Below are 22273 nucleotides of genomic sequence, written 5' to 3' on the forward strand. Positions count from 1 at the left end.
AGGCGTGCACCGACTTTGCCGGTCGCCTTAACCGCCATAAGTACGGTGGTGTCCGGCACCAGCCTGATCGCCGTCCCCCCAGTGGCGTATTCATCCGCCCCGCAGGCCCGAGACATCCAACTCACCGGCGGCGGTACGGCATTGGTGTATGACGGTAGCGGTGGCCCGATGCTGCCGCCCCCGCAGTTTCTCGATGCGATCAACACGCTGTATCTGGAGCCCGGCGGCTTCACCGGCACGATGCAGGCCGCGCTGCTGCCCAACGAGCTCTATCCGATCACCGGTGTCAAGAGCATGGGATTCGGGGCGTCGGTGAGCCACGGACAACCGATCATGCTCTCCGACATCCAAAACCAGATCGCCGCCGGCGGGGTGACGTCGGATAATCCCCTCGTGGTTTTCGGCTACTCGCAGAGCGCCGCGGTGGCCTCGCAGATCATGCCGCAACTCCGCGACGCGGGTGTCCCCAGCGACCTGGTGCACTTCGTGCTGGTGGGCGATGTCAACAACCCCAACGGCGGCCTGTTGAACACCTTCGATTTTCCGGCCGGCAACAGCTGGGCCTTCACCGCCGCGAACTTCCCGTTCAGCCCCCCGACCCCGTCGGATCTGTATCCGACCGACATCTACACCCTCGAATACGATGCCAGCGCCGACTTTCCGCACTACCCGCTCAATCTGTTGTCGGTCCTCAACGCTCTGATAGGAAACTTCACCCAGCACTTCATCTATGCGAACCTCACCCCCGAGCAGATCGAAAGTGCGATTCTGCTGCCGGGATCCGAGGCGCTGTCCGGCGAAGGCCTCACCGACTACTACATGATCCCGAGCGCGAGCCTGCCGTTGCTGATGCCGCTGCTGTTCCTCCCCGGGATCGGCCAGCCCCTGTATGACCTGCTGGAGCCTGTCACTCGGATCCTGGTGAACCTCGGCTACGGCAGCATCGACGAAGGATGGAATCAGGGGCCGGCGAATGTCCCCACGACGTTCGGGTTGTTCCCGCAGATCGACCTGGGCCAGCTTTCTACGGCATTGGGTAGCGGCTTGCAGCAGGGAATCACCGACGCCCTCAACGCCATTGCGAATCCGGTCAGCTATGAAGAGCAGCTCGCGCCCTGGCTGCCCTTCGCGGACTCGATCTACACCCACGGATTCGCTCCCGAGAACCCGACGTTTGACGATGTGATGGAGGGGATTCTCACGCTCGCGGGCTTCCCGGTTTCCGACGTGACGCTCAATTCACCGGTGGCCGACATCATCACCATGATCAACAGCACGCTGGCCTACGACTACTCGGCGCTGCTGCCCGCCGCCGACGCGGTCAGTGCGCTGTTCACCAGCCTCCCCGCATACGCCGCGAACATCTTTGTCGACCAGCTTCTAGCCGGTGACCTTCTTGACGCGATCGGGCTTCCGGTGGCGGCTTATTCCGGTCTGGTCCCGTTCGATCTGCTGCTCGGGGCTCCACCGGCACTGTTCGCGGCCATCGGCACCTTGGACAACTTCATGGAGCTGTTCTCGTAAGCTCCCTCGCCCAGTCGATATGACGTTCGAAGCCAAGCGATTCCGCCAGGACGCGATAGCGATTCACCGCTTCGGTGCCGGCCGCGACGTCACCGCGTGCCTTGCACAGCAGTGCAGTCAACCGCAGCATGACGATCTCGCACATCGCCGAACCTTGACCTGCCGGGAGGCTCGCCAGCCAGTGGATCGCCTCGTCGGCTTCGGTCAGGTCGCCCTCGGAGCCGCGCTCGGCCAGTGTCTCCACCAGGACGCCGGTGGCCCACATGCCGTAGAAGACATTTCCGGCACCGCGCAAGTCGTCGACCGCTTCGCGCATCGCGGTGATGGCGGCGTCGCGGTCGCCGCTGTGGGCCTTCTCCCGGGCGGCCCACACGTCGGTGACCGGGATGAGGAACAGGGCGCGCTTGCGCAGCCAGATATCGCGGCTCTGCAGGATCAATTCCAGCCCCCGATGACGGTCGGTTGCGTTGTCCCGATTGAGCAGCACGACACCGAGCGCATAGCCGGCCAGCCCGAGCGCGCGGTCGCTGCTGGCCTGTTGGGCAGATTGCACCGCCTCCTCGCAGGCGCGTTGCGCGGCGGCGCTGGGCCGAAGCACCCCGTACTGCAACGCGAAACCGTAGGTCCAAGCGACGGTGCTGCCCAGGGTTTCCGCGTTGCTGCTTAGGGCCATCGCAACGGCATCGTGGAGGTCTTGCGGCCATCCGGGACGGCCCAGCCACCACCGGGAGCTGCCGCGCCATGCCAGTGCGATCGCAAGAGGTGAACCCACACCGAAGTTGGCGCCCTTGGCTGGGTCGCCCTCGGCCAGGTCGACGATGGTCTGCGACCACCGCAAGATCTCACCGAATTCACCGACACAGAGCCAGTTGACGAACGCCATGAACGCCAAGCCCATGGTCGGGGAGCGATCGCCGATCGACTCGAACAGCGCCATCTGCTGGGATGCCAGCTTCGAGCCCTCACGTGAGTGGCCTGCGTAGAGCAGCTCGGTGGCCAGCGCGGTCATCCCGATGGCCAGCGACACCTGGTCCCCGGCCGCGTCGCACAACTCTTGCAGCTCCTCGAAGCGACTGCGGCTTTCCTGGACCTCTCGGGCTTGCCAGTCAGTGGCGCACAACATGGTTCGTGGGGCAATGCGCATTGACAAATATTCTGGGTCCACGGCCGGCAGCGCATCGGCGATACGGCGAGCCCGCTCCCAGCTGCCGCGAGCCGCGACCAGATCACGGTTGGTGGACCACGCCCCGGCGCGCATGTGCCAGGCATACGCCGCGTGCAGCTCACCCGCGGCCTGCAGGTGTTCGGCTATCAGCGCCGCGTTGTCCTCCAGCGAGCCGGGAGCACGTTCTTGAATCGCAGCGGCCAGCTTCCGGTGCCATTGAGCGCGATCGGACTTGAGCTGCGATTCGTAGACCACCGTGCGGATCAACGGATGCCGAAAGGCGTACTCGGCGCTCGCGGTGCGATCAATCTCATCGATAAGCTCCGCCTCGAGCAACTCGTCGAACACCGCATCGACGCCCAGTGCGGGCAACAGCTGCGCGCCGAAGCGTGCTCCGATCACCGAGGCCGCGTTCAGCGTTCGTTTGGCCCCGCTGCTGAGCTGATCGGTTCGCGCCTCAATGGCCGCCTGCACGGTGGGTGGCACGGTGACGTCCGCGGCCCTCGTGCGGCAGACGTAGCCGCCGTGTTCGCCGGCCAGCGTCCCGCGCTGGGCCAACTCCCGCACCATCTCCTCGGCGAAGAACGGATTTCCGGCGGCTCGCCCGGCGATGATCGCGGCCAGCTCACCGACCGAAGGATCCGATCCCAACAGTTCGCCGGTCAGTGCCGCGATATCCGAATCATCCAGCGGGGCAAGGACTATTTTCTGTGCACCGGGTAGATGTGTCAGCGTGCCACGGTATTCGGGTCGGTAGGTGATCAGCACCAGCGATGGGGTGCGGGGGAGCACCGCCAAGAAGTCGGCGATCAGGGATTCGCTGACGGCATCGATCCAGTGCGCATCCTCGATGATGAACAAGGTCGGTTCGGTACGGGTCAACGACGCCGAGTTGACCAGCGCTTTCAGCCGGCCGCGGCGGGTATCGGCGTCGATCTGGGGCAGCGGCACAGCAGGGTCGGCGATACCCAGCAGATCATCGAGCAGCAGCAGATCCTGCGCGTCGGCCTGCCCAAAGCGGTCTCGCACCCGTGCGCGGGCGTCCTCGCCGCGCCGATCATCCACACCGAGGCTCGCCCGCAGCAGCCTCGACACGGCCTGGAACGGGATGTCACCGGCATGCGACTCGCAGAACGCCCACACCACCTTCACGCCGCGACCGGCCGCGGCCGCCGCGACCTCCCGGGCCATCCGGCTCTTCCCGATGCCCGGCGCCCCCACCACACTGGCCGCGCTGCCGTAACCGTGGATCGCGCGGTCCACCATCGCCGCTACGGTGGCCAGCTCCCCGTGCCGGCCGATCAAGATCGACTCCGCACGTCGGACCGCGCGATGCCGCTCGGCCATGCCCAACAGGCGGCGGGCGGGCACGGGTTCGGAGGCGCCTTTGATCCGAACCAACTCGACATCACCCAGCGCAGCCATGCTCTCGACTAACCCGGCTGTCGACATGCTCAGCATGATTCCGCCCGGCGGCGCGACTGACTCCATCCGCTGGGCCATACCGACTTGCTCACCCACCGCGGCGTAGCCGAACTGTCGTGAGCCGATCCCGCCGGCGATCACCTCACCGGAGTTCAGCCCGACCCGCAACCGCAGCTCGATACCGTCGCGCTCAGCGACCTCGACAGCAAGCCGCTTGGATTCCTCTTGAACACCCAACGCCGCCAGGCAGGCCCGCACAGCATGGTCTTCCACGGCAACCGGGGCGCCGAACACCGCCATGATCCCGTCGCCGGTCCACTGTGCGACCGTGCTGCCGTAGCGCTGTACCACCGCCGCGCAGCGGTCGGCGAGGTCGGCCATGATCTCGTGCAGCCGCTCGGCACCCACCGCCGCGGCGATGTCCATCCAGTGCACCACGTCGGCGAACAGCACCGTCACCTGCTTGTATTCAGCCGGTATCGGTGCGGCCAGAACCGCCGCTCCGCACTCGTGGCAGAACTTGAAGGTCGCGGGCAGCCCAGTGCCGCATGAACTGCACGCCAAGGCTGGCAGTTCCGGCAGCGGCCCAACGCCGTTCACGTCGCTATCGTGTCACCGCAGACCGGTAGCTGGATACAGCGTTCGCCGAGAAACTTCCCAGTGGACCTGGGGTTACTCCGGGTGCGGCTCGGCGACCACCGTCGCCAGGTGCGGATGCGCCTCGGCCTTGACCGCCTCGAAGAGCTTCTTGTAGTAGGGCATGCAGTCGGCCATCGCCTGCTCGGTGGTGAACAGCGGCTGGTAGCCCAGGTCGCGACCGGCCTTCGCGATCGAGAAGTAGTTGTTCAGGTAAAGCCGTTCCACCGCACCGGGTTCCAACATCGGCTCGGGCAGGCCGAACCGGAAGTGCAGCCACTGCCAGGCGAACATCACATCGCGCACCATCCGGCCGGAAACCCGGATCCGGGGCCAGCGCTCGCCGCACGCCTCCATCACCGGTCGAGCGAACTCGAACATGTTGATCGGGTCATCGTCGTTGATGAAGTAGGCCTGGCCGGGCGCCGACCCGCCGGGAACCAAGTGCTGAGCGGCCAGGATGAAGCCGTGAATCAGGTTGTGCACGTAGGAGTTGTCGAGCTTGGCGCGCTTGCTACCGACCAACACCTTGACGTGACCGGCGACCACGCTTTCAAACAGCTTGCGGAACATGGTCTGGTCGCCGTCGCCCCAGATGCCCGACGGCCGGATGGCACAGGTCAACATGCCGTCAACACCGTTCTCGCCGAGCACGAACTTCTCGGCGACCACCTTGGTCTCGGTGTAGAGGTCGTTGAACTTGGTGGTGTAGGCCATGGTTTCGTCGCCGCCCGAGATGGCCTTGCCGCCCATCACCACACTGTTGGAGGCGGTGTAGACGAAGCGCTTCACCCCGGCCCGCTGTCCGGCCTGGACCAGGTTCTTGGTGCCGTCGACGTTGACCGCGAAGCTGCGCCGGCGGATCTCGTCGGTGACCTTCGCGCCACCCTGCAGATCGATGATCGCGGCGGTGTGGAACACGGTGTCGATGTTGGCGACCGCCGCGGCCACGGTCTGCGGGTCGCAGATGTCGCCTTCGAGCTTCTCCAGATTGGGGTGGTCGGGCAGGCTCGACGGTGCGCGGTCGAAGGACCGTACCTGGTAGCCGCGCTCCAGCAGCGTCTTGACGAAATTGGTTCCGACGAAGCCGGAGCCCCCGGTGACAAGTACCCGGCCGAGTTCAGTAGTCAGTGAAGGATCACCCATCGGGCGAGCATAACTGAACGTGTTTCAGTTCCCGTGGTCTTGTAAAGAGGGAAGTCACTCGCGGGCGTCGTCGCCGGCTTCGGCGTCCAGCGCTTCCTGCACCCGGCGCCGGGCGCCGGCCAGATGCTCTTCACACCGCTTGGCCAGCTGCTCGCCCCTTTCCCACAGGCTCAGCGACGCGTCGAGATCCATCCCGCCCTGCTCCAGGCGCTGCACCACGTCAATCAGCTCGTCGCGGCATTGCTCATAGCCAAGCTCACTAACGGGTGTCACCGGATCGGCTTGCTCAGCTGCCATCGCTCGGTCTTTCAAGAAGTCGTCCTTCAAGAAGTCGCCCCTCACTCGTCGCCGCGACGGCCCCGTCGGCCACCCGGATTCGCAGTCGGGTGCCGGCCTCCGCATCGTCGACCGACCGCAGTACGTGCGGCCCCGCTGCGCCGACAGTCTGGACGACCGCGTAGCCGCGTGCCAATGTCGCGGCCGGGCCCAGGGTAGCCAGCCGCGCTGCCAGGTGCCCCACCCGTTCGCTCTGCACGGTGATCAGCCGGCTGACATCTCGGCGCACCGCGGCCAGGGCACGCCGTATCTCCTCGCCGCGCTCGGTCAGCGCACGCAGCGGGTCGGCCAATACCGGTCGGCTGCGCAGCTGCATCAGCACGCGGTCCTCACGTACCACCCAGTTACGTACCGCCTGCGCGCTGCGCCGGCGCAGGTCGTCGACCAGCGCCTGTTCGGCCGCGGCGTCGGGAACGATCCGCTTCGCCGCATCGGTGGGGGTGGCCGCGCGCAGGTCAGCGACCAAATCGCACAGCGGGCTGTCGGGTTCGTGGCCGATCGCACTGACCACTGGGGTTCGGCACGCCGCGATGGCCCGGCACAGGGTCTCGTCGGAGAACGGCAGCAGGTCCTCGACGCTGCCGCCCCCGCGGGCCAGCACGATCACCTCCACGGCTTCGTCGGCGTCCAGGTCGCGCAGCGCCTCGACAATCTGGACGACGGCGGTCGGCCCCTGCACGGCGGTATTGCGCACCGCGAAGCGCACCGCCGGCCACCGGGTGCCGGCAACCGTCATGACATCGCGCTCGGCGGCGCTGGCGCGCCCGGTGATCAGGCCGATCGTGCTCGGCAGGAACGGGAGCGGCCGTTTGAGGCGCGGATCGAACAGTCCCTCGGCGTCCAGCAGGCGGCGTAGCCGCTCGATGCGGGCCAGCAGCTCACCGATGCCGACGGCACGGATCTCGCTCAGGCGCAGCGAGAAGGTGCCCCGGGCGGTGTAGAAGTTGGGTTTGCCGCAGACCACCACCTGGGTGCCTTCGGTCAGCTTGACCGGCGCTGAAGCCACCATTTCGGGGCTACACGTCACCGTCAGCGACATGTCGGCGGCGGGATCGCGCAACACCATGAACACGGTCCGCACGCCCGGGCGCAGATTGATCTGGGTGAGCTGCCCTTCCACCCACACCGAACCCAGCCGGTCGATCCAGCCCTTGACCCGGATGGCAACCGCGCGGACCGGGAACGGGTTCTCGGCGGATTCGCCCGGCGCGGGGGCGCTCACTTCGCGGTGGTGCGGGTGATCCTGTTGGCCAGCAGCGTCTGGAACGGTGCCCGGGCCTTGGTGGCCTCTTCGTAGGCGAGCAGGGTCTCCAGCTCGTCGAGGCTGAGCGAGGCCAGCCGGGCCCGCAGCTGGGCCAGGGTCAGCGAGCCGTAGTCCAGCTCGTCGACCAGGTCGGGGACGGGCACCGTCGGGTCCGCGGCACCGTTGCGGCCGGCCGGGGCCTCGTTGACGGCGGATGCGCTCGGCGGAGTGGCCCCGTCTTCGCTGAACGAATAGAGGGCGAAGCGCCCTTCGGTGCGCGGGTCGGTGTCGTCGTCGTCGAAGGTCGCGGCACCGCCGTCGAAACTGTCCTCGATGTCGTCATCGAAGGTTGCCCACTCCGGCTGCTCATCCTTCGGCGGGAACAGCGACTCGAGAGTGGTGTCGCCCTTGTTGACCAGATCAGCGACACCTTGCTGCCAGCGCATCACCGCGTGCGCGGCCTGGCTGGCCAGCGTCATCGGGTAGGTCAGGATGGTTTGCGGCAGCTTCAGGGTCTCCTCGACCGCGACGGTGGCCGCGCCGACCAGAAGCCGGACTCCAAAGGGTGCAGTTGCCATGGCCCCCAGCCTGCCTTACCTGCCGGTCATCTCCAAGTATTGACCGGCATGACGCGAGCTGGCGGTTGCGTGTCGGCAGACCGTACGCTGGTTGCCATGCCCCAAACCGTCGACGTGGAGATTGCCTACAGTTCAGCCGCGCGGGTGGGCGGCGCTCCGGCCGGCAAGCGGGTGTTGCTGGCGGAGCCACGCGGGTACTGCGCGGGTGTGGACCGGGCAGTCGAGACCGTCGAGCGGGCCCTGGAGAAGCACGGTGCCCCGGTTTACGTGCGCCACGAGATCGTGCACAACAAGCATGTGGTGGACACCCTGACGAATAAGGGCGCGGTCTTCGTGGACGAGACCGATCAGGTGCCCGAAGGCGCGATCGTGGTGTTCTCCGCCCACGGCGTGGCACCGACGGTGCATGAGACGGCCGCCGACCGCAACCTGCGGGTGATCGACGCGACCTGCCCGCTGGTGACCAAGGTGCACAACGAAGCCAAGCGATTCGCCCGCGACGGCTACGACATCCTGCTGATCGGCCACGCCGGCCACGAAGAGGTCGTCGGGATCATCGGCGAGGCCCCCAACGACGTGCAGCTGGTCGACGGCTTAGATGCTGTAGCCGCCGTGACCGTACGTGACGAGAACAAGATCGTGTGGCTGTCGCAGACCACGCTCAGCGTGGACGAGACCATGCAGACGGTGCACAAGCTGCGTGAGCGATTCCCGAACCTGCAGAATCCGCCCAGCGACGACATCTGCTACGCCACCCAGAACCGCCAGACCGCGGTCAAGGCGATGGCCCCCGAGTGCGAGCTGGTGATCGTGGTGGGCTCGCGGAACTCCTCGAACTCCTGCCGACTGGTCGAGGTGGCGCTGGGCGCCGGTGCCCGCGCTGCCCACCTGGTGGACTACGCCGACGACATCGACCCGGCGTGGCTGGCTCCCGAAGCAGGCGAGGTGCAGACCATCGGCGTCACCTCGGGTGCGTCGGTGCCGGAGATCCTGGTCCGTGGGGTGCTGGAGCGGCTTGCCGAGTACGGCTACGGCACGGTGTACCCGGTGGCCACCGCCAACGAGACCCTGGTGTTCGCCTTGCCTCGCGAGATCCGGCCGGATCGGCGCTAGCGGCGACCGCAGGCGCGGCGTCAGCCGGCGCCGTTCGGTGAAGAATTGTCGTCAATCGGCTGGTTGGGGGTTCTCCAACGTCGCGACGTCGGCCAGGGCGATCCGCGTGCTCGTCTCGTGCTTCGAGAGGGGCCGCATGTTGTCCCATCCCTCGATCACAAGCGTCGGGATCTTGTCCTGGCCGCTGGACTCCTCCAGGAAATATCGAAGGGTCTCACTCGTCGTGTGATCGACGAGGGGTACTCGTGAGCTCAAGTGCAGCTGCACCGTCTGTGTCTCCGGCGGATGCTGCTCCAACTCCCGAATGACGTGGAACAGGTTGAAACACACCAGGGGGCCATCCAGGTACAGGTGGTAGACACCCTCATCGAAATCCCGCTGCGACACCGGATTGCGGAAGAGACCGAGGAAACGGCGGACAACACTCGGCTTGGCCGAATCCGAGGAGTTGTGCGAGGTGTGCCAAAGACCTTCCAACCACAGATTCAGTAGCAATTTCACGGCGACGCCGGCGAGGAGACCGATGAGCAGGTCCGTCGTCAACGTCACGAGCAGGGTGATCGCGAAGACAACGAACTGCTCCGTCCCGACCCGTGCGACATTGCGCCACACCTCGGGCTTACACAGCTTGTAGCCGATGAACACCAGGACGGCGGCCAACACCGTCAAGGGGACCAAGTTGATCAGGTTGCTGAACAGCACCACGAAGATCATCAGGAAGCAGGCGTTGTAGAAGTTGGCCCACTGGGTCCGGCCCCCGCCCAGAATGTTGGCGGTGCTCTTGATCATGCCGGGGATGATGGTCAAGCCACCGAGCGTGCTGGAGGCGACGTTGGACACTCCCATGGCCTGCAGGGTCCGATCGGGGTCGGAGCGGCGGCGAAAGGGATCGATTTTGTCCACGGCTGCGATCGTCGCCAGGGACTCGGCCCCGTCGACCAAGACCAGGGTGATGGCCAGGTAGGCCAGCGCCAGCCATAGTTCAGGATGGGCGAGCACCGTTCCGAACTGGGGCAGGACGATCCCGTCCATGATCGAACCGGGAACGTCGATCAGGTAGTGCTTGTCCAGCTTCAGGATGAACACGCTCGCGAGCGTGCCGGCGAAGAACACCCAGACCGGAGGCGGCATCACCTTCAGTAGCCGCCCGGGCATTGCCGTCAGCGCGAAAAGCCCCGCCAAGCAGCCGATCCCCAGGGCGAAGACCTGAAGGTTCATCGACCCGGCATGGCGGGGAACTTCGGCCACGATCGTCCAGAAGTCGTGGCCTTCGAAAGGCACACCCATGAACAGCGGGATCTGCTTGGCGATGATCATCAGGCCGATCGCAGCCAGCATGCCCTGAATGGCCGCCGCCGGGAAGATGGCGCTCAGGCGGGCCACCTTCAACCTGGCAAGAATGAACTGCAACACGCCCGCAAGGGCGATGGCGACCAGAACCAGGGGATATCCCACCGCAAGCAGCTCGGATTGCGAGGCACCCTCGCCCAAGCGGAGCTGTCCCAGGGTGATCATGCCAGCGAACAGAACCGGCGCCAGCCCCGCTGCCGGGCCGCTGATGGTCACATACGAGCCGCCCAAAAACGGCAGGACGAAACCGGCGATGATCGCCGACACGATCCCGCAGATCGGCGGCGCCCCCGACGTGATCGCGATACCCATCGAGAACGGCAGCGAGATCATGGCCACTGTGAAACCCGACCGGAGGTCGTAGCGCCAGTGTTTGAGACCGGCCAGGCCATTGCGCGGCTTTTCAGGCGGAACTGTCTGGATCTGCGGCATCGATCAGCTCTCTCAGCAGCAACTTAAAACGGTGGGGCAATTCGCTGCCGAAGTTCGCGCAGCGTCAATCCGACGTCATGACGGGAGGACGGAAATGCAGGGGGCGGGACGGACAAACCGCATCGTAGCCCTCAGAACGGAATGAGCCAATTGAACCCCGGTCGCCACAAAGTCCGCGCAGTGGAAAACGAGAAACCGACGGGCCGACGAAACGATCGTCCTGACCGGGCCGCAGGTCTCCGCCTGAGGGCCAGGGTGTACCCCCTGTTCAGCGGGTGTCGGCGTCCGGTCGGGTGTGGTCATCCCGACCTCGCAGCCGCGGCAGGGCAACCCTCCAGAATTCACAGTAAGTTGGCAGCTGAATTCCAGCCAACGACCAGTTTTGTTGTTTTATTTATTCGAAAAAAAGTGTCTCCAGCAGCCGGATATCGGCAGAATAGTTTCGGCTGGTGTCGATGACTCATGCCGGTTCAGTCGGATTTTTTGGCCGTCGCAACGCCTCGGCAACCCCCGATTCATAGGTGGATCGAGGCTGAGCGTGGATGCAAGCGCGGCGTAAGTCGGCTTGGCTAGATGTCGAATTCCCAAGAGTCGGCGTGATCGCGCGGCTGTCGGGAGGGAGTGCGGGGCGAAGCGTCGGGCTCGTCGCCGGCGGCCCTGCGGTAGCGCACTTGGGAGACCGGATGACGGGTGCCGGTCCCGTTGCCGCGGCCCTCACCGGACCTCGGCGCCGGCCGACGCCGAGGCAGCGATTCAGCACCTTCGGCAGGCTGGAAGCCGCCGCGCGGAGTTCTCGGCGTCGGTTTGCCGTCGCGCGCCGCGTCTTGGGGCGGACGGGGACGCCGCCGCGGTTGTTCGTCGTGCCGCTCGGGTGCCGGCCGGCGTCGAGGCTGCCGGTCGTCGCGCATGTCGGGAGCCGGGCGCCGGCGGGGTGGCAGCTCGTCGCGCATGTCTGCCGGGCGGCGCCGCGGACGTTCTGCGGTCGCGCCGTCCATGTCCGGCCGAACGTGCCGCGAACGCGTCGGCGCCGAGCCGTTGGCCGCGGCGCGGCGCTCGGTGGAGCGGGTCCGGGATCGGGACCCAGAACCCTGCCGCGCGGCCCGGCGGGCCTCCGAGGTGGCGCGACGGGGACGCTGGCCCGGGCGCTCCTCGCGGGAAGCCGGCTTCTCGATGGCGTGCGCGGGGTTGCGGGTCAGGGCGGAGGTAAGCACGGCGCCGATGCGGTCGCTGAGTGTTGCCCGCTTCGGGGTGGCGTCGTCGGTGGTCTCGCGCTTCGCGGCTCCGCCCAACATCCCGAGGTACCAGCGGACCATTCCGATCAGCAGCACGGCCGCCGCCGTGAACAGCATCAGCGGGAATCGCTCGATCAGGGGATAGCCGCAGTTGATGACGATGGCCTTGAGGCCAGGGAACCCGCCGCCACGCAGCAGCCAGTACGCACTGGGCACGCTCACGAACAGGATCAACGGGGGCTGGACCACCGTCGTGAACACGGCCGATTGCTGCACCATGAGCACCGCGGCGATACAGCCCATCGCGTAGAGGGCGGAGAAGACGATGGTCAGTTCTTTGTCTCCGGAGCCGGCGTCGAACGCCACTCCGATCGCGGTCGCGACCACCGCCACCGCCACGGCGCTCCACCACGGCAAACCGGCGATGCTGGGCAAGATCGAACGGTGGTCAGCGGCCACTGCCGACTTCTCCCGCGCTACTGCCACACACTGACGGTACCGGCTGGCGGCGGCGGGGGCGCACGGCGGCACGCCCCGGGCTCTAGACTTGGCTACCCGTGAGCCTGAGCCTGGGAATCGTGGGGTTGCCCAACGTCGGTAAGTCGACCCTGTTCAACGCGCTGACACACAACGATGTGTTGGCCGCCAACTACCCGTTCGCGACGATCGAGCCGAACGAGGGTGTGGTGCCGCTGCCCGACCCCCGGCTGGTCAAGCTGGCCGAGATCTTCGGTTCGGAGCGGATCCTGCCGGCGCCGGTGACGTTCGTCGACATCGCCGGCATCGTCAAGGGCGCCTCGGAGGGGGCCGGCCTGGGCAACAAGTTCCTGGCCAACATCCGTGAGTGCGACGCCATCTGTCAGGTGGTGCGGGTCTTCGCCGACGACGACGTCGTGCACGTCGACGGCAAGGTGGACCCCGAGGCCGACATCGAGGTGATCGCCACCGAGCTGATCCTGGCCGACATGCAGACTCTGGAGAAGGCGGTCCCGCGGCTGGAGAAGGAAGCCCGCAACAACAAGGACCGCAAGCCCATGCACGAGGCGGCGGTGGCCGCTGCGGCGATCCTCGACACCGGCAAGACCCTGTTCGCCGCCGGGGTGGACACCGCCCCGCTGCGCGAGCTGAACCTGCTGACCACCAAACCGTTCCTCTATGTGTTCAACGCCGACGAGTCGGTGCTCACCGACGCGGCGCGGGTCGCCGCGCTGCGCGAGCTGGTGGCCCCGGCCGACGCGGTGTTCCTCGACGCCAAGATCGAAGCCGAACTCGCCGAGCTTGATGACGAGTCGGCGATGGAGCTGCTGGAGTCGATCGGGCAGAGTGAGCGCGGCCTGGATGCGTTGGCGCGCGCTGGTTTTCACACCCTGAAGTTGCAGACCTACCTGACCGCCGGGCCCAAAGAGGCGCGGGCCTGGACCATTCACCAGGGCGACACCGCGCCCAAGGCGGCCGGGGTGATTCACACCGACTTCGAGAAGGGCTTCATCAAGGCCGAGGTGGTCTCCTACGACGACCTGGTCGAGGCGGGGTCGATGGCCGCCGCCAAGTCCGCCGGCAAGGTGCGCATGGAGGGCAAGGACTACGTCATGGCCGACGGGGACGTGGTGGAGTTCCGCTTCAACGTCTAGGTGGACTGTCTGCGCGTTAGCGTCTAGCGCATGGCCATCAAACTCGAGAACGTCGGCATCGCGGTGGACGACCTCGAAGCAGCAATCGCGTTCTTCACCGACCTCGGTTTGACTCTCGTCGGACGTGACACCGTTAGCGGCGAATGGACCGACATCGCGGTGGGTCTCGACGGTAACCACGCCAACATTGCGATGCTCCAGACGCCGGACGGCCGGGGCCGCATCGAGCTGTTCGAGTACATCCACCCCCGTGCCATCGCGTCGAATCCGACGCTTCCGAACGAAATTGGCATGCACCGCGTCGCCTTCTCGGTCGACGACATCGACGAGGCTCTCGGTATAGCCGCGAAGCACGGATGTCACCCGCTCCGCGGCGTGGCCAACTACAACGACGTGTACAAGCTCACCTATGTTCGCGGTCCCAGCGGAATCATCGTCATGCTCGCCGAGGAGCTGGGGAACACCTGACGATGGCGGCTCATGTTTATATGCGCGGCAACTCGGTGGAGTTATGGGAACGGGTCGCGCGTTAAATCATTGAAACATCGGGTGCGCAACGGGCCGGTAGGCGGTTAGCTGAAGGGTAACTGCGGATGGAGGGAGCGCTGAATGGTTACGCGCAAGCCTCGATTGCGGACGGTCTCGGATGATCCGGCCCGAGTCGAATACCGAACCGTGCACGGATATCTCCGGGCGTTTCGGGTGGCCGGGGACGGGCCGCCGCTGCTGTTGATCCACGGGATTGGGGACAATTCGTCGACCTGGAAGCCACTGATCCCGCTGCTGGCGCAGAAGTACACGGTGATCGCCCCGGATCTCCTCGGTCACGGGCTCTCGGATCAGCCGCGCGCTGACTATTCCGTCGCCGCGTTCGCCAACGGCATGCGAGATCTGCTGTCGGTCTTGAATTTTGACCGGGTGACGGTCATCGGGCATTCCCTGGGCGGCGGGGTGGCGATGCAGTTCTGCTACCAGTACCCACAGATGGTTGAGCGGCTGGTGTTGGTGGCCGCCGGCGGTGTGAAGCGTGAGGTCAACCCCGCGCTGCGGCTGGCGTCGCTGCCGGCCGCGCCGCAGGCGCTGGCCGCACTTTCAGTGCCAGGATTTGAGACAGCGCTTCGGATGGTTCGGGGGCGGATCGGCAAGGTGAACCTGCCGGCGCTTCTGGTCGATCTGCCTGAGATCCTGCGGGTGCTAGGTGATTTGAGTTCGCCGAACAAGCGGGCGGCGTTCGTGCGGACGCTGCGCGCCGTGGTGGATTGGCGCGGGCAGATGGTCACCATGCTCGACCGCAGTTATCTCACCGAACGGCTCCCGATCATGATTGTCTGGGGCACCCACGATCTGGTGCTGCCGTATTCGCACGCCAAGCTCGCACACGCTGCTATGCCGCATTCGCGGCTGGAAACCTTCGTCGATTCCGGTCATTTCCCGTTCCGTGACGACCCGCTGCGGTTCGCCGACCTCGTCGACGACTTCATCACCAGCACGGTGCCGCTGGATTTCGACCTGGAACGGTGGCGTCGGCTGCTCACCGACGGAGCGCCCGAGCCAGCGGTGGCCGATCCGGATGAGGAGTTGCTGCGCGCGATGACAGACGGCCGCAGCGCCACCTGACCCGCGGGTTCTGGCCTGATAGCCGATGTCGCCGACGTGTGTCTCGCCGGTGACCTCACCGCGACGGCGATAGGGGAGGCTCTTCCTCATGTCGGTGGTTGAGGCGATCTATCTGGTCGCGGCTGTGCTGTGGATTGTCGTGGTGGTGGCCGCGGCGTGCGTCGGAGGCCACTACCTGATCAAGCTTCGTGCCAGGCGGCGCCAGGTGACCGGGCTGATCGACACCGTGCGGCTGTCCATCGAGCGCGCCATCGTCCCGTACCGGGCACTGGCCGCCGGCGGTGTCGCCGTTCTTCAGCGGGTAGTTGCCGGCAGCGGAGTCTTCGGGAGCATCGCTCAGTTGATGATCTCGTCGGTCCCGTCTGCGCGCATCGCCGCCAACCGGTCGCGCCATTCCTGAAGCGCCTCGGGCGTCAGTCGCGGCCAGTCGTGGATCTCTTCGACGACCCGCAGCGGTTCACTGCTGCGGTAGGAGCGGGTCGGATTGCCGGGGAACTTCTTGTCGGTCACGTTGGGATCGTTCTCGCAGTCCCCGGTGGGTTCGACGCGATACACCCGCGGCGTGCCGCCTCCGGCGGCGAGCTCGGCCGCCAGCCCGGCACCGCTGACCAGCGCGGTGAAGTAGATGTGGTTCATGACGATCTCGGGTCGGTAGTTGGAGCGGAAGCCGGCGGTGAGTAGGTCTCCAACCACCAGTTCGGCCTTGGTGCCGTGAAAGAACGGGCCCTCGTCATCGATCGCGTCCATTAGCTCGAGGGTATCGATTGGAGCATCGACTGTTCCTGCGCCATGGCTCCATTGGCGGCATACGCTCGCAGGATGATCTATCGCTGGTTGGTGCGCAAGCAGGCCGCGGCCGGGTGGCAACGACTGTCCGAGCAGCGGTTCGACGAAGCTCCGCTGGCCGACGACATCCACTTCGTCTTCCTCGGCGACCACGAACTGTCCGCCGATCTGCGTGGTGCCGAGACGGTGCGCAATTGGCTGCGCGATCAGCTGCTGGCCCGGCTGCCGAACCTGCGGTTCGTTGTCGACGAGACGCTCGTTGAAGGCGGCCCTTGGTCGACCCGTGTGGCGACCCGCTACCACACAGAGCAAGACGGCCGGCTCGTCTATCGCGGTACGTACTTCGGGCGCGTGGTGTGGGGCAAGGTCGTTGAGGAGATCATTCTTCCTGACACCAAAGCGCTTTCGGCCGCCCTTGCCCGGTAGCCTGGCGTCGGTGCGGATTCGAGAGTGCGACGGCCCGGCCGAATATCCCCGGCTGGCGTCGATCTGGCGCAGCGCCGTCGATGCGACGCACGACTTTCTGACCGAACCCGACCGCGCGGCCATCGAAAGCCAGCTGGCGGACAACTACTTTCCCGGGGTTCGTCTCACGGTCGCGGAAATCGACGGTGAGCCGGTGGGTTTCGCCGGCACGGCGGGCGAGCACCTGGAGATGTTGTTCCTCCACGGCGACGCCCGTGGCCACGGCGTCGGTAGCGCGCTGCTCGATCATGCGATGGCGGAAGAGGGAATCCGCTTAGTCGACGTCAACGAGCAGAACGAGCAAGCGATCGAGTTCTACGTGCGACGCGGTTTCGTCGTCACAGGCCGCAGTGAGCGTGACGACGCGGGCCGGCCATACCCGATCCTGCACATGGAGGCACTGCTCACACCGGTGCTGCGCTACCTGGACGATCACCGGCCAGGCGAGCTGGTCGGGGCCTACCTCTACGGTTCGGCGGCAAGCTCCGGGCTGCGGCAAGACAGCGACGTCGATCTGTTAGTTCTCACCCGCACGACGTTGTCCGAGGCCGAGCGGGCGTCGCTGGTCTCCATGCTGCTGAGCGTGTCCGGGTGGCGGGGGCACGCTGCCCAGTTCCCCGACGTCGCCGACCGTCGGGCGTTGGAACTGACGAGCCTCGTCGTGGCCGACGTTGATCCGTTGCCGCAGACACCTCGACGCGACTTCCAATTCGGCGAATGGCTGCGCGCGGAGCTGCTGGACGGCCATGTCCCGCCAGCGGTTTCCGATCCCGACGTGGTCGTGCTGCTGGCCACCGCCCAGAGCGCGCACCGGGTGCTGCGCGGCCAACCGCTTGACGCTCTCGTCGCTCCGGTACCGCCCGAGCTGCTCCGGCACGCTCAGCTCGCGTTGCTGCCCGAGCTCCTGAACGACCCGGCAGGGGAGGAGCGGTTCTTCCTGCTGACCTTGGCGCGCATCCTGGTCACGATCGAGACCGGGCAGATCGTCGCCAAGGACGTTGCCGCTCAACGTGTCGCACCGAGGCTGACGGGACAAGATCGCACGCTGCTGGAGCTCGCCGGGCAGGACTATCTCGGGCTCGGCCACGTGAACTGGGCAGACCACTACCACCAGGTGGTGGCGTTGGTGCCAAAGCTGGTCGGCCTGATCCGACAGGCCGCCGGCGTCTAAGCGCCGCGGTCAGTCGATGGGTTCGACCCATTGAACGCGCGACGGTCCGGGGCTGAAGGGATCGCCGAAATACTGCGTCTCGCGCATGACTTCCCCGGCCACGAACTCCATCACGCTCACCACGTATGACGGCTGACCGTCGTAGGTGAGGACGAGTTCGCTGACCCACAGATCGCCGGTGCCGAGGATTCGGCGGACGGTGAAGCGCTTGGCATTGGGCTGGGCTTCCCGCGATGCCTGGATGCGGTCGCGGCCGCGAATCCGTTCACCGGACTGGGGGTATTCGAGGACCGCATCGGCCCGGTAGATCCGATGCTCGGCGTCGAAGTCGTTCCGATCCGAGGACGCCCAATGCGCCTCCAGGGCGGCGCGAATGTCGTCGTCAGTCATGGTGACGACGGTATCGGCTGGACGGCCGTTTCGGATCAGCCAGATTGAATGCGCGGAACCAGCCGGCTACCAGATGACGGCGAGCCCGGCGGCCGTCAGGGCCAGGGCGCCCGCGGCGTAGAACAGCGGGCGAGGTGCTTCCCCGCCAGACTTGCGCTGTCGGGCCCGGCCGATGCCCAGTACGGCACCCAGGGCGATCAGGATCACCAGCTTGATCTCGATCTTGGGGTAGTTGAGCACCACGCCGGCGGGCCAGGGTGCGGCCAGCGCCAGTCCGGTCAGCAGCGACAGCACCACGCCGTAGTCCATCACCGGGGTGAGCTGGAAGCGCCGTGCCGCGGCTTCGGCGATCAAAGCGCCGAACGTCACCGCGAATCCGACGATGTGCAGCAGAACTATTACGTGCCGTAGTACCTCCACGTCGCTCAGGCTAGCCCCTGGCGGCGGCAAATGGTATTCCTTCCGGCGACCTGGTGGTCGCGTCGTTCGCCGACCTGTCGGCGGGGTCTCTACCCTTACCGGCATGACCACTTCGACAACTCGCCTGGCCGCCGTCGTCGCCGCCACCAGTGACCCGGCCGCCGCCGACCCCGCCGGCTCCCAGGTCGTCTTCCGTGCCTCGGCCGTCGCGCACGACGCGGTGGCCAGCACCATCACCATGGGCCGCTACAGCGTCGAGGTCGATGAGCCGCCGGCGCTCGGCGGCGAGAACACCGCGCCCAATCCGGTCGAGTACTACTTGGGATCGCTGCTGTCCTGCCAGGTGGTCACCTGGCGGTACTGGGCCGAGAAACTGGGTATCGCGGTCGATGAGATCACCGGGCGCGCCGAGGGCGACCTCGACGTGCGCGGGTTCTTCGGCCTGGACGACTCGGTACGCCCCGGCTTCAAGGAGGTGCGGGTGGTCGTCACCGTCACCGGCCCGGAAACCGAGGAGCGGTACCGCGAACTGCACGAGGTCGTCGAAAAGCATTGCCCTGTACTGGATTTGACCACCAACGTCACTCCGGTGCGCAGCACGCTGGAAATCGGGTAGCGGCGGTGATCTTCATCGTGGTCAAGTTCGCGGTCAAGCCGGAGTGGTCCGAGCGCTGGCCGCAGCTGGTGGCCGGCTTCACCGCGGCCACCCGTGCCGAGCCGGGAAACCTGTGGTTCGAGTGGTCGCGCAGCCTGGAGGATCCGAACGAGTACGTGCTCGTCGAGGCCTTCCGTGATGGTGAGGCCGGCGGCGTGCACGTCAACAGCGATCACTTCAAGCAGGCCATGGCCGACATGCCGCAGGCGCTGGTGTCGACGCCGAAGATCATCAGCCAGCAGATCGACGCGACGGACTGGTCGGAGATGGGCGAGCTGACGGTCTAGCGATTTCGGCGCGATAACTCCCGCTGAGCGGGCGAAACCGCGCCGAAATCGCCTAACGCACGACGACGATCTCCCGGCCCAGCTGATAGCCGGGTGTCAACGGCAAGATGTCGCCGCTCCAGAACGACCCGGGGTCGAACCAGTTCGAATTCTTGTCGGTCGAGAGCAGTCCCATCTCCTCATAGGTGATGGCCACCGTCTCGGCGCAGTACGCGGTCTGCAACGCGACTTTGCTGTTGCGGGCCTTGCGCCGCTGGCTGATCTCGTGAACCTTGCGGTCCAGAAACGGGATGCCGCGGGTCCAGTCGCTGGCCGTCGGCAGCCGCCCCCGCAGCCACCGGCCCGTCAGCCGCGCGGTGGTGGGAAACGCGGTGCCGTCCATCCGCGCGATCGCCTGCAGCAGGTGGTTCTCCTGCTTGCGGGTGATGGTCCCGCTGAGCTGGCGAAACCAGCAGCGCTGCTCGTAGCGGCCCATCCACTGTTCGACGGCCGCGCGGGCGTCGTTGAGCTGCACGCCGCGGTGATTGGTGCCGGTCCAGAAGTCGTGCAGTTTGTCGCCGAGCTCGGCATGCCAGATCAGCGGCGGCAGGTCATCGAGGGCCACCGTCATCCCGACGTGGTTCACCGGAGAGTTGGACAGCGTTTGGATGGCGCGGTCGGGCCCGGAGCGGCCCCGGAACAGCCAGATGTCGCCGGTGCGCGTTTCCGCCAGCGCACGCTCCAAAGTCACGGTGTGTTCGTCCACGCTCAGCACCATAAAGTGTGAGCGTGCGCAGCATCTGGAAATGGATCGGCCTGGCGGGTGTGGTCGGGGTTGCCGCCGGGGGAGTGCTGGCGGCGCGGGACCAGCGGCGGCGACGGGCCTACACACCCGACGAAATCCGCGCCCGGCTGCATGAGCGGCTGGCCGAAGCCGGCGGCGAGGACTAACGCGGACTACTCCGTGGTGACCTCGACGGCATAGAGGCGGTGGGTGCCGGCGAAGCCCTTCAGCTCGGCGTCGCGGCCCGCACCGACGGTGATGTCGTCGCATTCCTTGACGGCGTCGCGCACCGGTCCACTGATCAGGATCTGGCCGCCCTCGGCGGCCGCGGCCACCCGCGCGGCCATCGCGACATTGCGTCCGAACAAGTCATCACCGCGGCGCACCGAGCGGCCCATGTGCACCCCGATCCGGACCCGGATCGGGTGCTGCGGTTTGCGTCCGCGTCGCGAAGCCAGCGCGTGCTGGATGCCGATGGCGCAGCGCACCGCCTGGTCGGGTTGGGCGAAGGCGATCATGAAGCCGTCGCCTTGGCTCTTGACCACATGCCCGGAGTGCTGGGTGACCAGCCGCTGCACCATCTCGTCGTGCCGGGCGATCAGCTTCACCCAGGCGCGATCGCCGATCCGTTCGTTGAGCGCGGTGGACCCCTCGATGTCGGTGAACAGCACCACCACATGCCCGTTCGGGGTCAGGCGGGCCAGATCGGGGCGTTCCACCTCCGCCCAGTCGGCGAGGTCTTCGATCGAACTGCGCACGGCCGCACCAAACCCCTGCTTGCGCACCAGGTTCGCGGTCTGCCACACCGTCTTGACGGCCTCACGTCCGCCGGCCAGCAACAGGTTGCGGGTGTCGACCCGGCCGCGTAGCGCCTCGATCTCGGCTTGGGTCGTCCGCAGCTGTCGGGTCAACACCGCCAGGGCGACGGCCTCGGCGACCGCGACCGCGGCCAGCACACCGGCCGCCAGCAGCGTCGGCGTCAGCCATCCGATCCCGAACATTCAGCCGGACACGAACTCGACGACGGCTGCGCTGAAGGCGTCGTTGTCGTCACCGGCCGCGGTGTGCCCGGCGTCGGACAACTCGACGAGGCGCGCACCGGGCACCTTGGAGAGGAAGTCCGCGACACCCTCGGCGCTGACCACGTCGGACAGCTTGCCGCGGATCAGCAGGATCGGGATCTGCAGCCCGATGGCGGCGGCCTCGATCTTCTCGGTGCGCAACGCCGGGTCGTCGCCGGGTTTGGTCATCAGCGCCGGATCCCAGTGCCAGTACCAGCGGCCGTCGCGGAACCGCAGATTCTTCTTCAATCCCTCCGGACTGCGGGGCTTGGCCCGGTGCGGCAGGTAGGCGGCCACCGCGTCGGCGGCCTGCTCCAGGGAGTCGAAACCGTCGATGTGGCTGAACATGAAGTCGCGGATCCGGGCGCTGCCGTCCTTCTCGTACCGCGGCACCACGTCGACCAACACCAGCTTGGTCACCCGCTGCGGCCCGGCCTCATCGGCCACCAGGATGCCGGTCAGTCCGCCCATGCTGGCCCCGATCAGTGCCACCGGCCGGCCGATCGCATCGATCACCGCGACGGCGTCGGCGGTGAGCGTCTCGATGGCGTAGTCGGCGTTGGGTGCGCGGTCGCTGTCGCCGTGGCCGCGGGTGTCGAGTGCGACGACGTGATAGCCGCGATCGGCCAGGATCTGGCCGGTCTTGTGCCAGGAGTGCCGATTCTGTCCGCCGCCGTGCAGCATCACGATCGTCGGATGTTCGGCGGCTTCGGTGGCGCCCCGGTTCCACTCGTCGGCGACCAGCGTTACTCCGCCGACGCCGTCGTACTCGACGGTCTGGGCTGTGCGCATCTCAAGATGGTAGATAGTTTGAACGACAGGGCGGACAGAAACGCCTGCCCTGCCC

General features: G+C 66.6%; 24 protein-coding genes. 11 read left to right on the forward strand and 13 right to left on the reverse strand.

Annotated features, from left to right (window positions below):
* Positions 1-48: 48 nt before the first annotated feature.
* Positions 49-1524 carry a PE-PPE domain-containing protein gene (locus RCP37_RS05455; RefSeq protein ID WP_308485947.1) on the forward strand — a complete coding sequence of 492 codons (1476 nt, stop codon included), beginning with the start codon at positions 49-51 and terminating at the stop codon, positions 1522-1524.
* Here the strand turns inward: RCP37_RS05455 and RCP37_RS05460 are convergent.
* From RCP37_RS05460 to RCP37_RS05480, 5 genes are all read right to left on the reverse strand, one after another.
* Positions 1505-4714 carry an adenylate/guanylate cyclase domain-containing protein gene (locus tag RCP37_RS05460; protein WP_308485948.1) on the reverse strand — a complete coding sequence of 1070 codons (3210 nt, stop codon included), beginning with the start codon at positions 4712-4714 and terminating at the stop codon, positions 1505-1507. The two genes, RCP37_RS05455 and RCP37_RS05460, sit on opposite strands and share 20 nt — an antisense overlap.
* Before the next feature lie 72 nt (positions 4715-4786).
* The gene (locus RCP37_RS05465; protein ID WP_308485949.1) at positions 4787-5896 is read right to left on the reverse strand and encodes a 3-beta-hydroxysteroid dehydrogenase; all 1110 of its coding nucleotides are present in this window, start codon (positions 5894-5896) and stop codon (positions 4787-4789) included.
* Between the two features lie 54 nt (positions 5897-5950).
* Positions 5951-6193, reverse strand: a complete 243-nt coding sequence (locus RCP37_RS05470) for an exodeoxyribonuclease VII small subunit (RefSeq protein WP_308485950.1) — start codon at positions 6191-6193, stop codon at positions 5951-5953.
* Positions 6183-7454, reverse strand: a complete 1272-nt coding sequence (xseA, locus tag RCP37_RS05475) for an exodeoxyribonuclease VII large subunit (protein ID WP_308485951.1) — start codon at positions 7452-7454, stop codon at positions 6183-6185. Before xseA ends, RCP37_RS05470 begins: the two co-directional genes overlap by 11 nt.
* Positions 7451-8053, reverse strand: coding sequence for a lipid droplet-associated protein (locus RCP37_RS05480; RefSeq protein WP_308485952.1), 603 nt, complete (start codon positions 8051-8053; stop codon positions 7451-7453). The genes xseA and RCP37_RS05480 overlap by 4 nt, the downstream gene beginning before the upstream one ends.
* Before the next feature lie 96 nt (positions 8054-8149).
* Between RCP37_RS05480 and RCP37_RS05485 the strand changes: the two genes are divergently transcribed.
* Entirely contained in the window at positions 8150-9166 is a 1017-nt protein-coding gene (locus RCP37_RS05485) for a 4-hydroxy-3-methylbut-2-enyl diphosphate reductase (RefSeq protein WP_308485953.1), read from the forward strand.
* A 51-nt stretch (positions 9167-9217) separates the two neighbouring features.
* Here the strand turns inward: RCP37_RS05485 and RCP37_RS05490 are convergent, their stop codons facing one another.
* A complete protein-coding gene (locus tag RCP37_RS05490; RefSeq protein WP_308485954.1) occupies positions 9218-10948 on the reverse strand; it encodes a SulP family inorganic anion transporter in 1731 nt (576 codons plus the stop codon).
* A gap of 569 nt (positions 10949-11517) precedes the next feature.
* Positions 11518-12666 (reverse strand): DUF6542 domain-containing protein, encoded by a 1149-nt coding sequence (locus RCP37_RS05495; RefSeq protein ID WP_308485955.1) that lies wholly within the window; start codon positions 12664-12666, stop codon positions 11518-11520.
* A gap of 71 nt (positions 12667-12737) precedes the next feature.
* Here RCP37_RS05495 and ychF point away from each other — a divergent pair, with 71 nt between their 5' ends.
* The 4 genes from ychF (at position 12738) to RCP37_RS05515 (ending at position 15828) form a co-directional block, all read left to right on the forward strand.
* Entirely contained in the window at positions 12738-13811 is a 1074-nt protein-coding gene (ychF, locus tag RCP37_RS05500; RefSeq protein WP_308485956.1) for a redox-regulated ATPase YchF, read from the forward strand.
* Positions 13812-13841: 30 nt separating this feature from the next.
* Entirely contained in the window at positions 13842-14279 is a 438-nt protein-coding gene (locus RCP37_RS05505) for a VOC family protein (RefSeq protein ID WP_308485957.1), read from the forward strand.
* Positions 14280-14420: 141 nt separating this feature from the next.
* Positions 14421-15428, forward strand: a complete 1008-nt coding sequence (locus RCP37_RS05510; protein WP_308485958.1) for an alpha/beta fold hydrolase — start codon at positions 14421-14423, stop codon at positions 15426-15428.
* An 88-nt stretch (positions 15429-15516) separates the two neighbouring features.
* A complete protein-coding gene (locus RCP37_RS05515; RefSeq protein WP_308485959.1) occupies positions 15517-15828 on the forward strand; it encodes a hypothetical protein in 312 nt (103 codons plus the stop codon).
* Here RCP37_RS05515 and arr read toward each other — a convergent pair.
* On the reverse strand, positions 15765-16175 hold the full coding sequence (gene arr / locus RCP37_RS05520) for an NAD(+)--rifampin ADP-ribosyltransferase (protein ID WP_308485960.1): 411 nt from the start codon (positions 16173-16175) through the stop codon (positions 15765-15767). The genes RCP37_RS05515 and arr overlap by 64 nt on opposite strands.
* A 72-nt stretch (positions 16176-16247) precedes the next feature.
* Here arr and RCP37_RS05525 point away from each other — a divergent pair, with 72 nt between their 5' ends.
* Both RCP37_RS05525 and RCP37_RS05530 read left to right on the forward strand, forming a co-directional pair.
* Positions 16248-16640 (forward strand): nuclear transport factor 2 family protein, encoded by a 393-nt coding sequence (locus RCP37_RS05525; RefSeq protein ID WP_308485961.1) that lies wholly within the window; start codon positions 16248-16250, stop codon positions 16638-16640.
* Between the two features lie 10 nt (positions 16641-16650).
* Positions 16651-17850 (forward strand): acetyltransferase, encoded by a 1200-nt coding sequence (locus RCP37_RS05530; protein WP_308485962.1) that lies wholly within the window; start codon positions 16651-16653, stop codon positions 17848-17850.
* A gap of 9 nt (positions 17851-17859) precedes the next feature.
* On the opposite strand, the gene RCP37_RS05535 is transcribed toward RCP37_RS05530, so the two are convergent.
* Together RCP37_RS05535 and RCP37_RS05540 are read right to left on the reverse strand one after the other, a co-directional pair.
* Positions 17860-18240 (reverse strand): nuclear transport factor 2 family protein, encoded by a 381-nt coding sequence (locus tag RCP37_RS05535; RefSeq protein ID WP_308485963.1) that lies wholly within the window; start codon positions 18238-18240, stop codon positions 17860-17862.
* A gap of 66 nt (positions 18241-18306) precedes the next feature.
* Positions 18307-18660: a hypothetical protein gene (locus tag RCP37_RS05540; protein ID WP_046283854.1), complete on the reverse strand. Its 354-nt coding sequence runs from the start codon at positions 18658-18660 to the stop codon at positions 18307-18309.
* Positions 18661-18763: 103 nt separating this feature from the next.
* Here RCP37_RS05540 and RCP37_RS05545 point away from each other — a divergent pair, with 103 nt between their 5' ends.
* Positions 18764-19276, forward strand: coding sequence for an OsmC family protein (locus RCP37_RS05545; protein WP_308485964.1), 513 nt, complete (start codon positions 18764-18766; stop codon positions 19274-19276).
* 5 nt (positions 19277-19281) lie between these two features.
* A complete protein-coding gene (locus RCP37_RS05550; protein ID WP_308485965.1) occupies positions 19282-19602 on the forward strand; it encodes a putative quinol monooxygenase in 321 nt (106 codons plus the stop codon).
* 52 nt (positions 19603-19654) lie between these two features.
* Here the strand turns inward: RCP37_RS05550 and RCP37_RS05555 are convergent, their stop codons facing one another.
* A complete protein-coding gene (locus RCP37_RS05555) occupies positions 19655-20359 on the reverse strand; it encodes a guanylate cyclase (RefSeq protein WP_192830881.1) in 705 nt (234 codons plus the stop codon).
* An 11-nt stretch (positions 20360-20370) separates the two neighbouring features.
* On the opposite strand from RCP37_RS05555, the gene RCP37_RS05560 reads away from it, so the two are divergent.
* Positions 20371-20532: a hypothetical protein gene (locus RCP37_RS05560; protein ID WP_308485966.1), complete on the forward strand. Its 162-nt coding sequence runs from the start codon at positions 20371-20373 to the stop codon at positions 20530-20532.
* Between the two features lie 6 nt (positions 20533-20538).
* On the opposite strand, the gene RCP37_RS05565 is transcribed toward RCP37_RS05560, so the two are convergent.
* Positions 20539-21366 carry an adenylate/guanylate cyclase domain-containing protein gene (locus RCP37_RS05565; RefSeq protein ID WP_308485967.1) on the reverse strand — a complete coding sequence of 276 codons (828 nt, stop codon included), beginning with the start codon at positions 21364-21366 and terminating at the stop codon, positions 20539-20541.
* A complete protein-coding gene (locus RCP37_RS05570) occupies positions 21367-22218 on the reverse strand; it encodes an alpha/beta fold hydrolase (RefSeq protein ID WP_308485968.1) in 852 nt (283 codons plus the stop codon).
* Positions 22219-22273: the final 55 nt, after the last annotated feature.

It is taken from the genome of Mycolicibacter sp. MU0102, assembly GCF_963378105.1.
Classification (GTDB): Bacteria; Actinomycetota; Actinomycetes; order Mycobacteriales; family Mycobacteriaceae; genus Mycobacterium; species Mycobacterium holstebronense.

Coding starts and splice junctions, on each gene's coding strand:
- RCP37_RS05465 (WP_308485949.1), bottom strand. CDS start 5,896: ATGGGTGATCCTTCACTGACTACTGAACTCGGCCGGGTACTTGTCACC.
- RCP37_RS05470 (WP_308485950.1), bottom strand. CDS start 6,193: ATGGCAGCTGAGCAAGCCGATCCGGTGACACCCGTTAGTGAGCTTGGC.
- RCP37_RS05480 (WP_308485952.1), bottom strand. CDS start 8,053: ATGGCAACTGCACCCTTTGGAGTCCGGCTTCTGGTCGGCGCGGCCACC.
- RCP37_RS05485 (WP_308485953.1), top strand. CDS start 8,150: ATGCCCCAAACCGTCGACGTGGAGATTGCCTACAGTTCAGCCGCGCGG.
- RCP37_RS05490 (WP_308485954.1), bottom strand. CDS start 10,948: ATGCCGCAGATCCAGACAGTTCCGCCTGAAAAGCCGCGCAATGGCCTG.
- RCP37_RS05505 (WP_308485957.1), top strand. CDS start 13,842: ATGGCCATCAAACTCGAGAACGTCGGCATCGCGGTGGACGACCTCGAA.
- RCP37_RS05510 (WP_308485958.1), top strand. CDS start 14,421: ATGGTTACGCGCAAGCCTCGATTGCGGACGGTCTCGGATGATCCGGCC.
- RCP37_RS05515 (WP_308485959.1), top strand. CDS start 15,517: ATGTCGGTGGTTGAGGCGATCTATCTGGTCGCGGCTGTGCTGTGGATT.
- arr (WP_308485960.1), bottom strand. CDS start 16,175: ATGGACGCGATCGATGACGAGGGCCCGTTCTTTCACGGCACCAAGGCC.
- RCP37_RS05525 (WP_308485961.1), top strand. CDS start 16,248: ATGATCTATCGCTGGTTGGTGCGCAAGCAGGCCGCGGCCGGGTGGCAA.
- RCP37_RS05535 (WP_308485963.1), bottom strand. CDS start 18,240: ATGACTGACGACGACATTCGCGCCGCCCTGGAGGCGCATTGGGCGTCC.
- RCP37_RS05545 (WP_308485964.1), top strand. CDS start 18,764: ATGACCACTTCGACAACTCGCCTGGCCGCCGTCGTCGCCGCCACCAGT.
- RCP37_RS05555 (WP_192830881.1), bottom strand. CDS start 20,359: ATGGTGCTGAGCGTGGACGAACACACCGTGACTTTGGAGCGTGCGCTG.
- RCP37_RS05565 (WP_308485967.1), bottom strand. CDS start 21,366: ATGTTCGGGATCGGATGGCTGACGCCGACGCTGCTGGCGGCCGGTGTG.
- RCP37_RS05570 (WP_308485968.1), bottom strand. CDS start 22,218: ATGCGCACAGCCCAGACCGTCGAGTACGACGGCGTCGGCGGAGTAACG.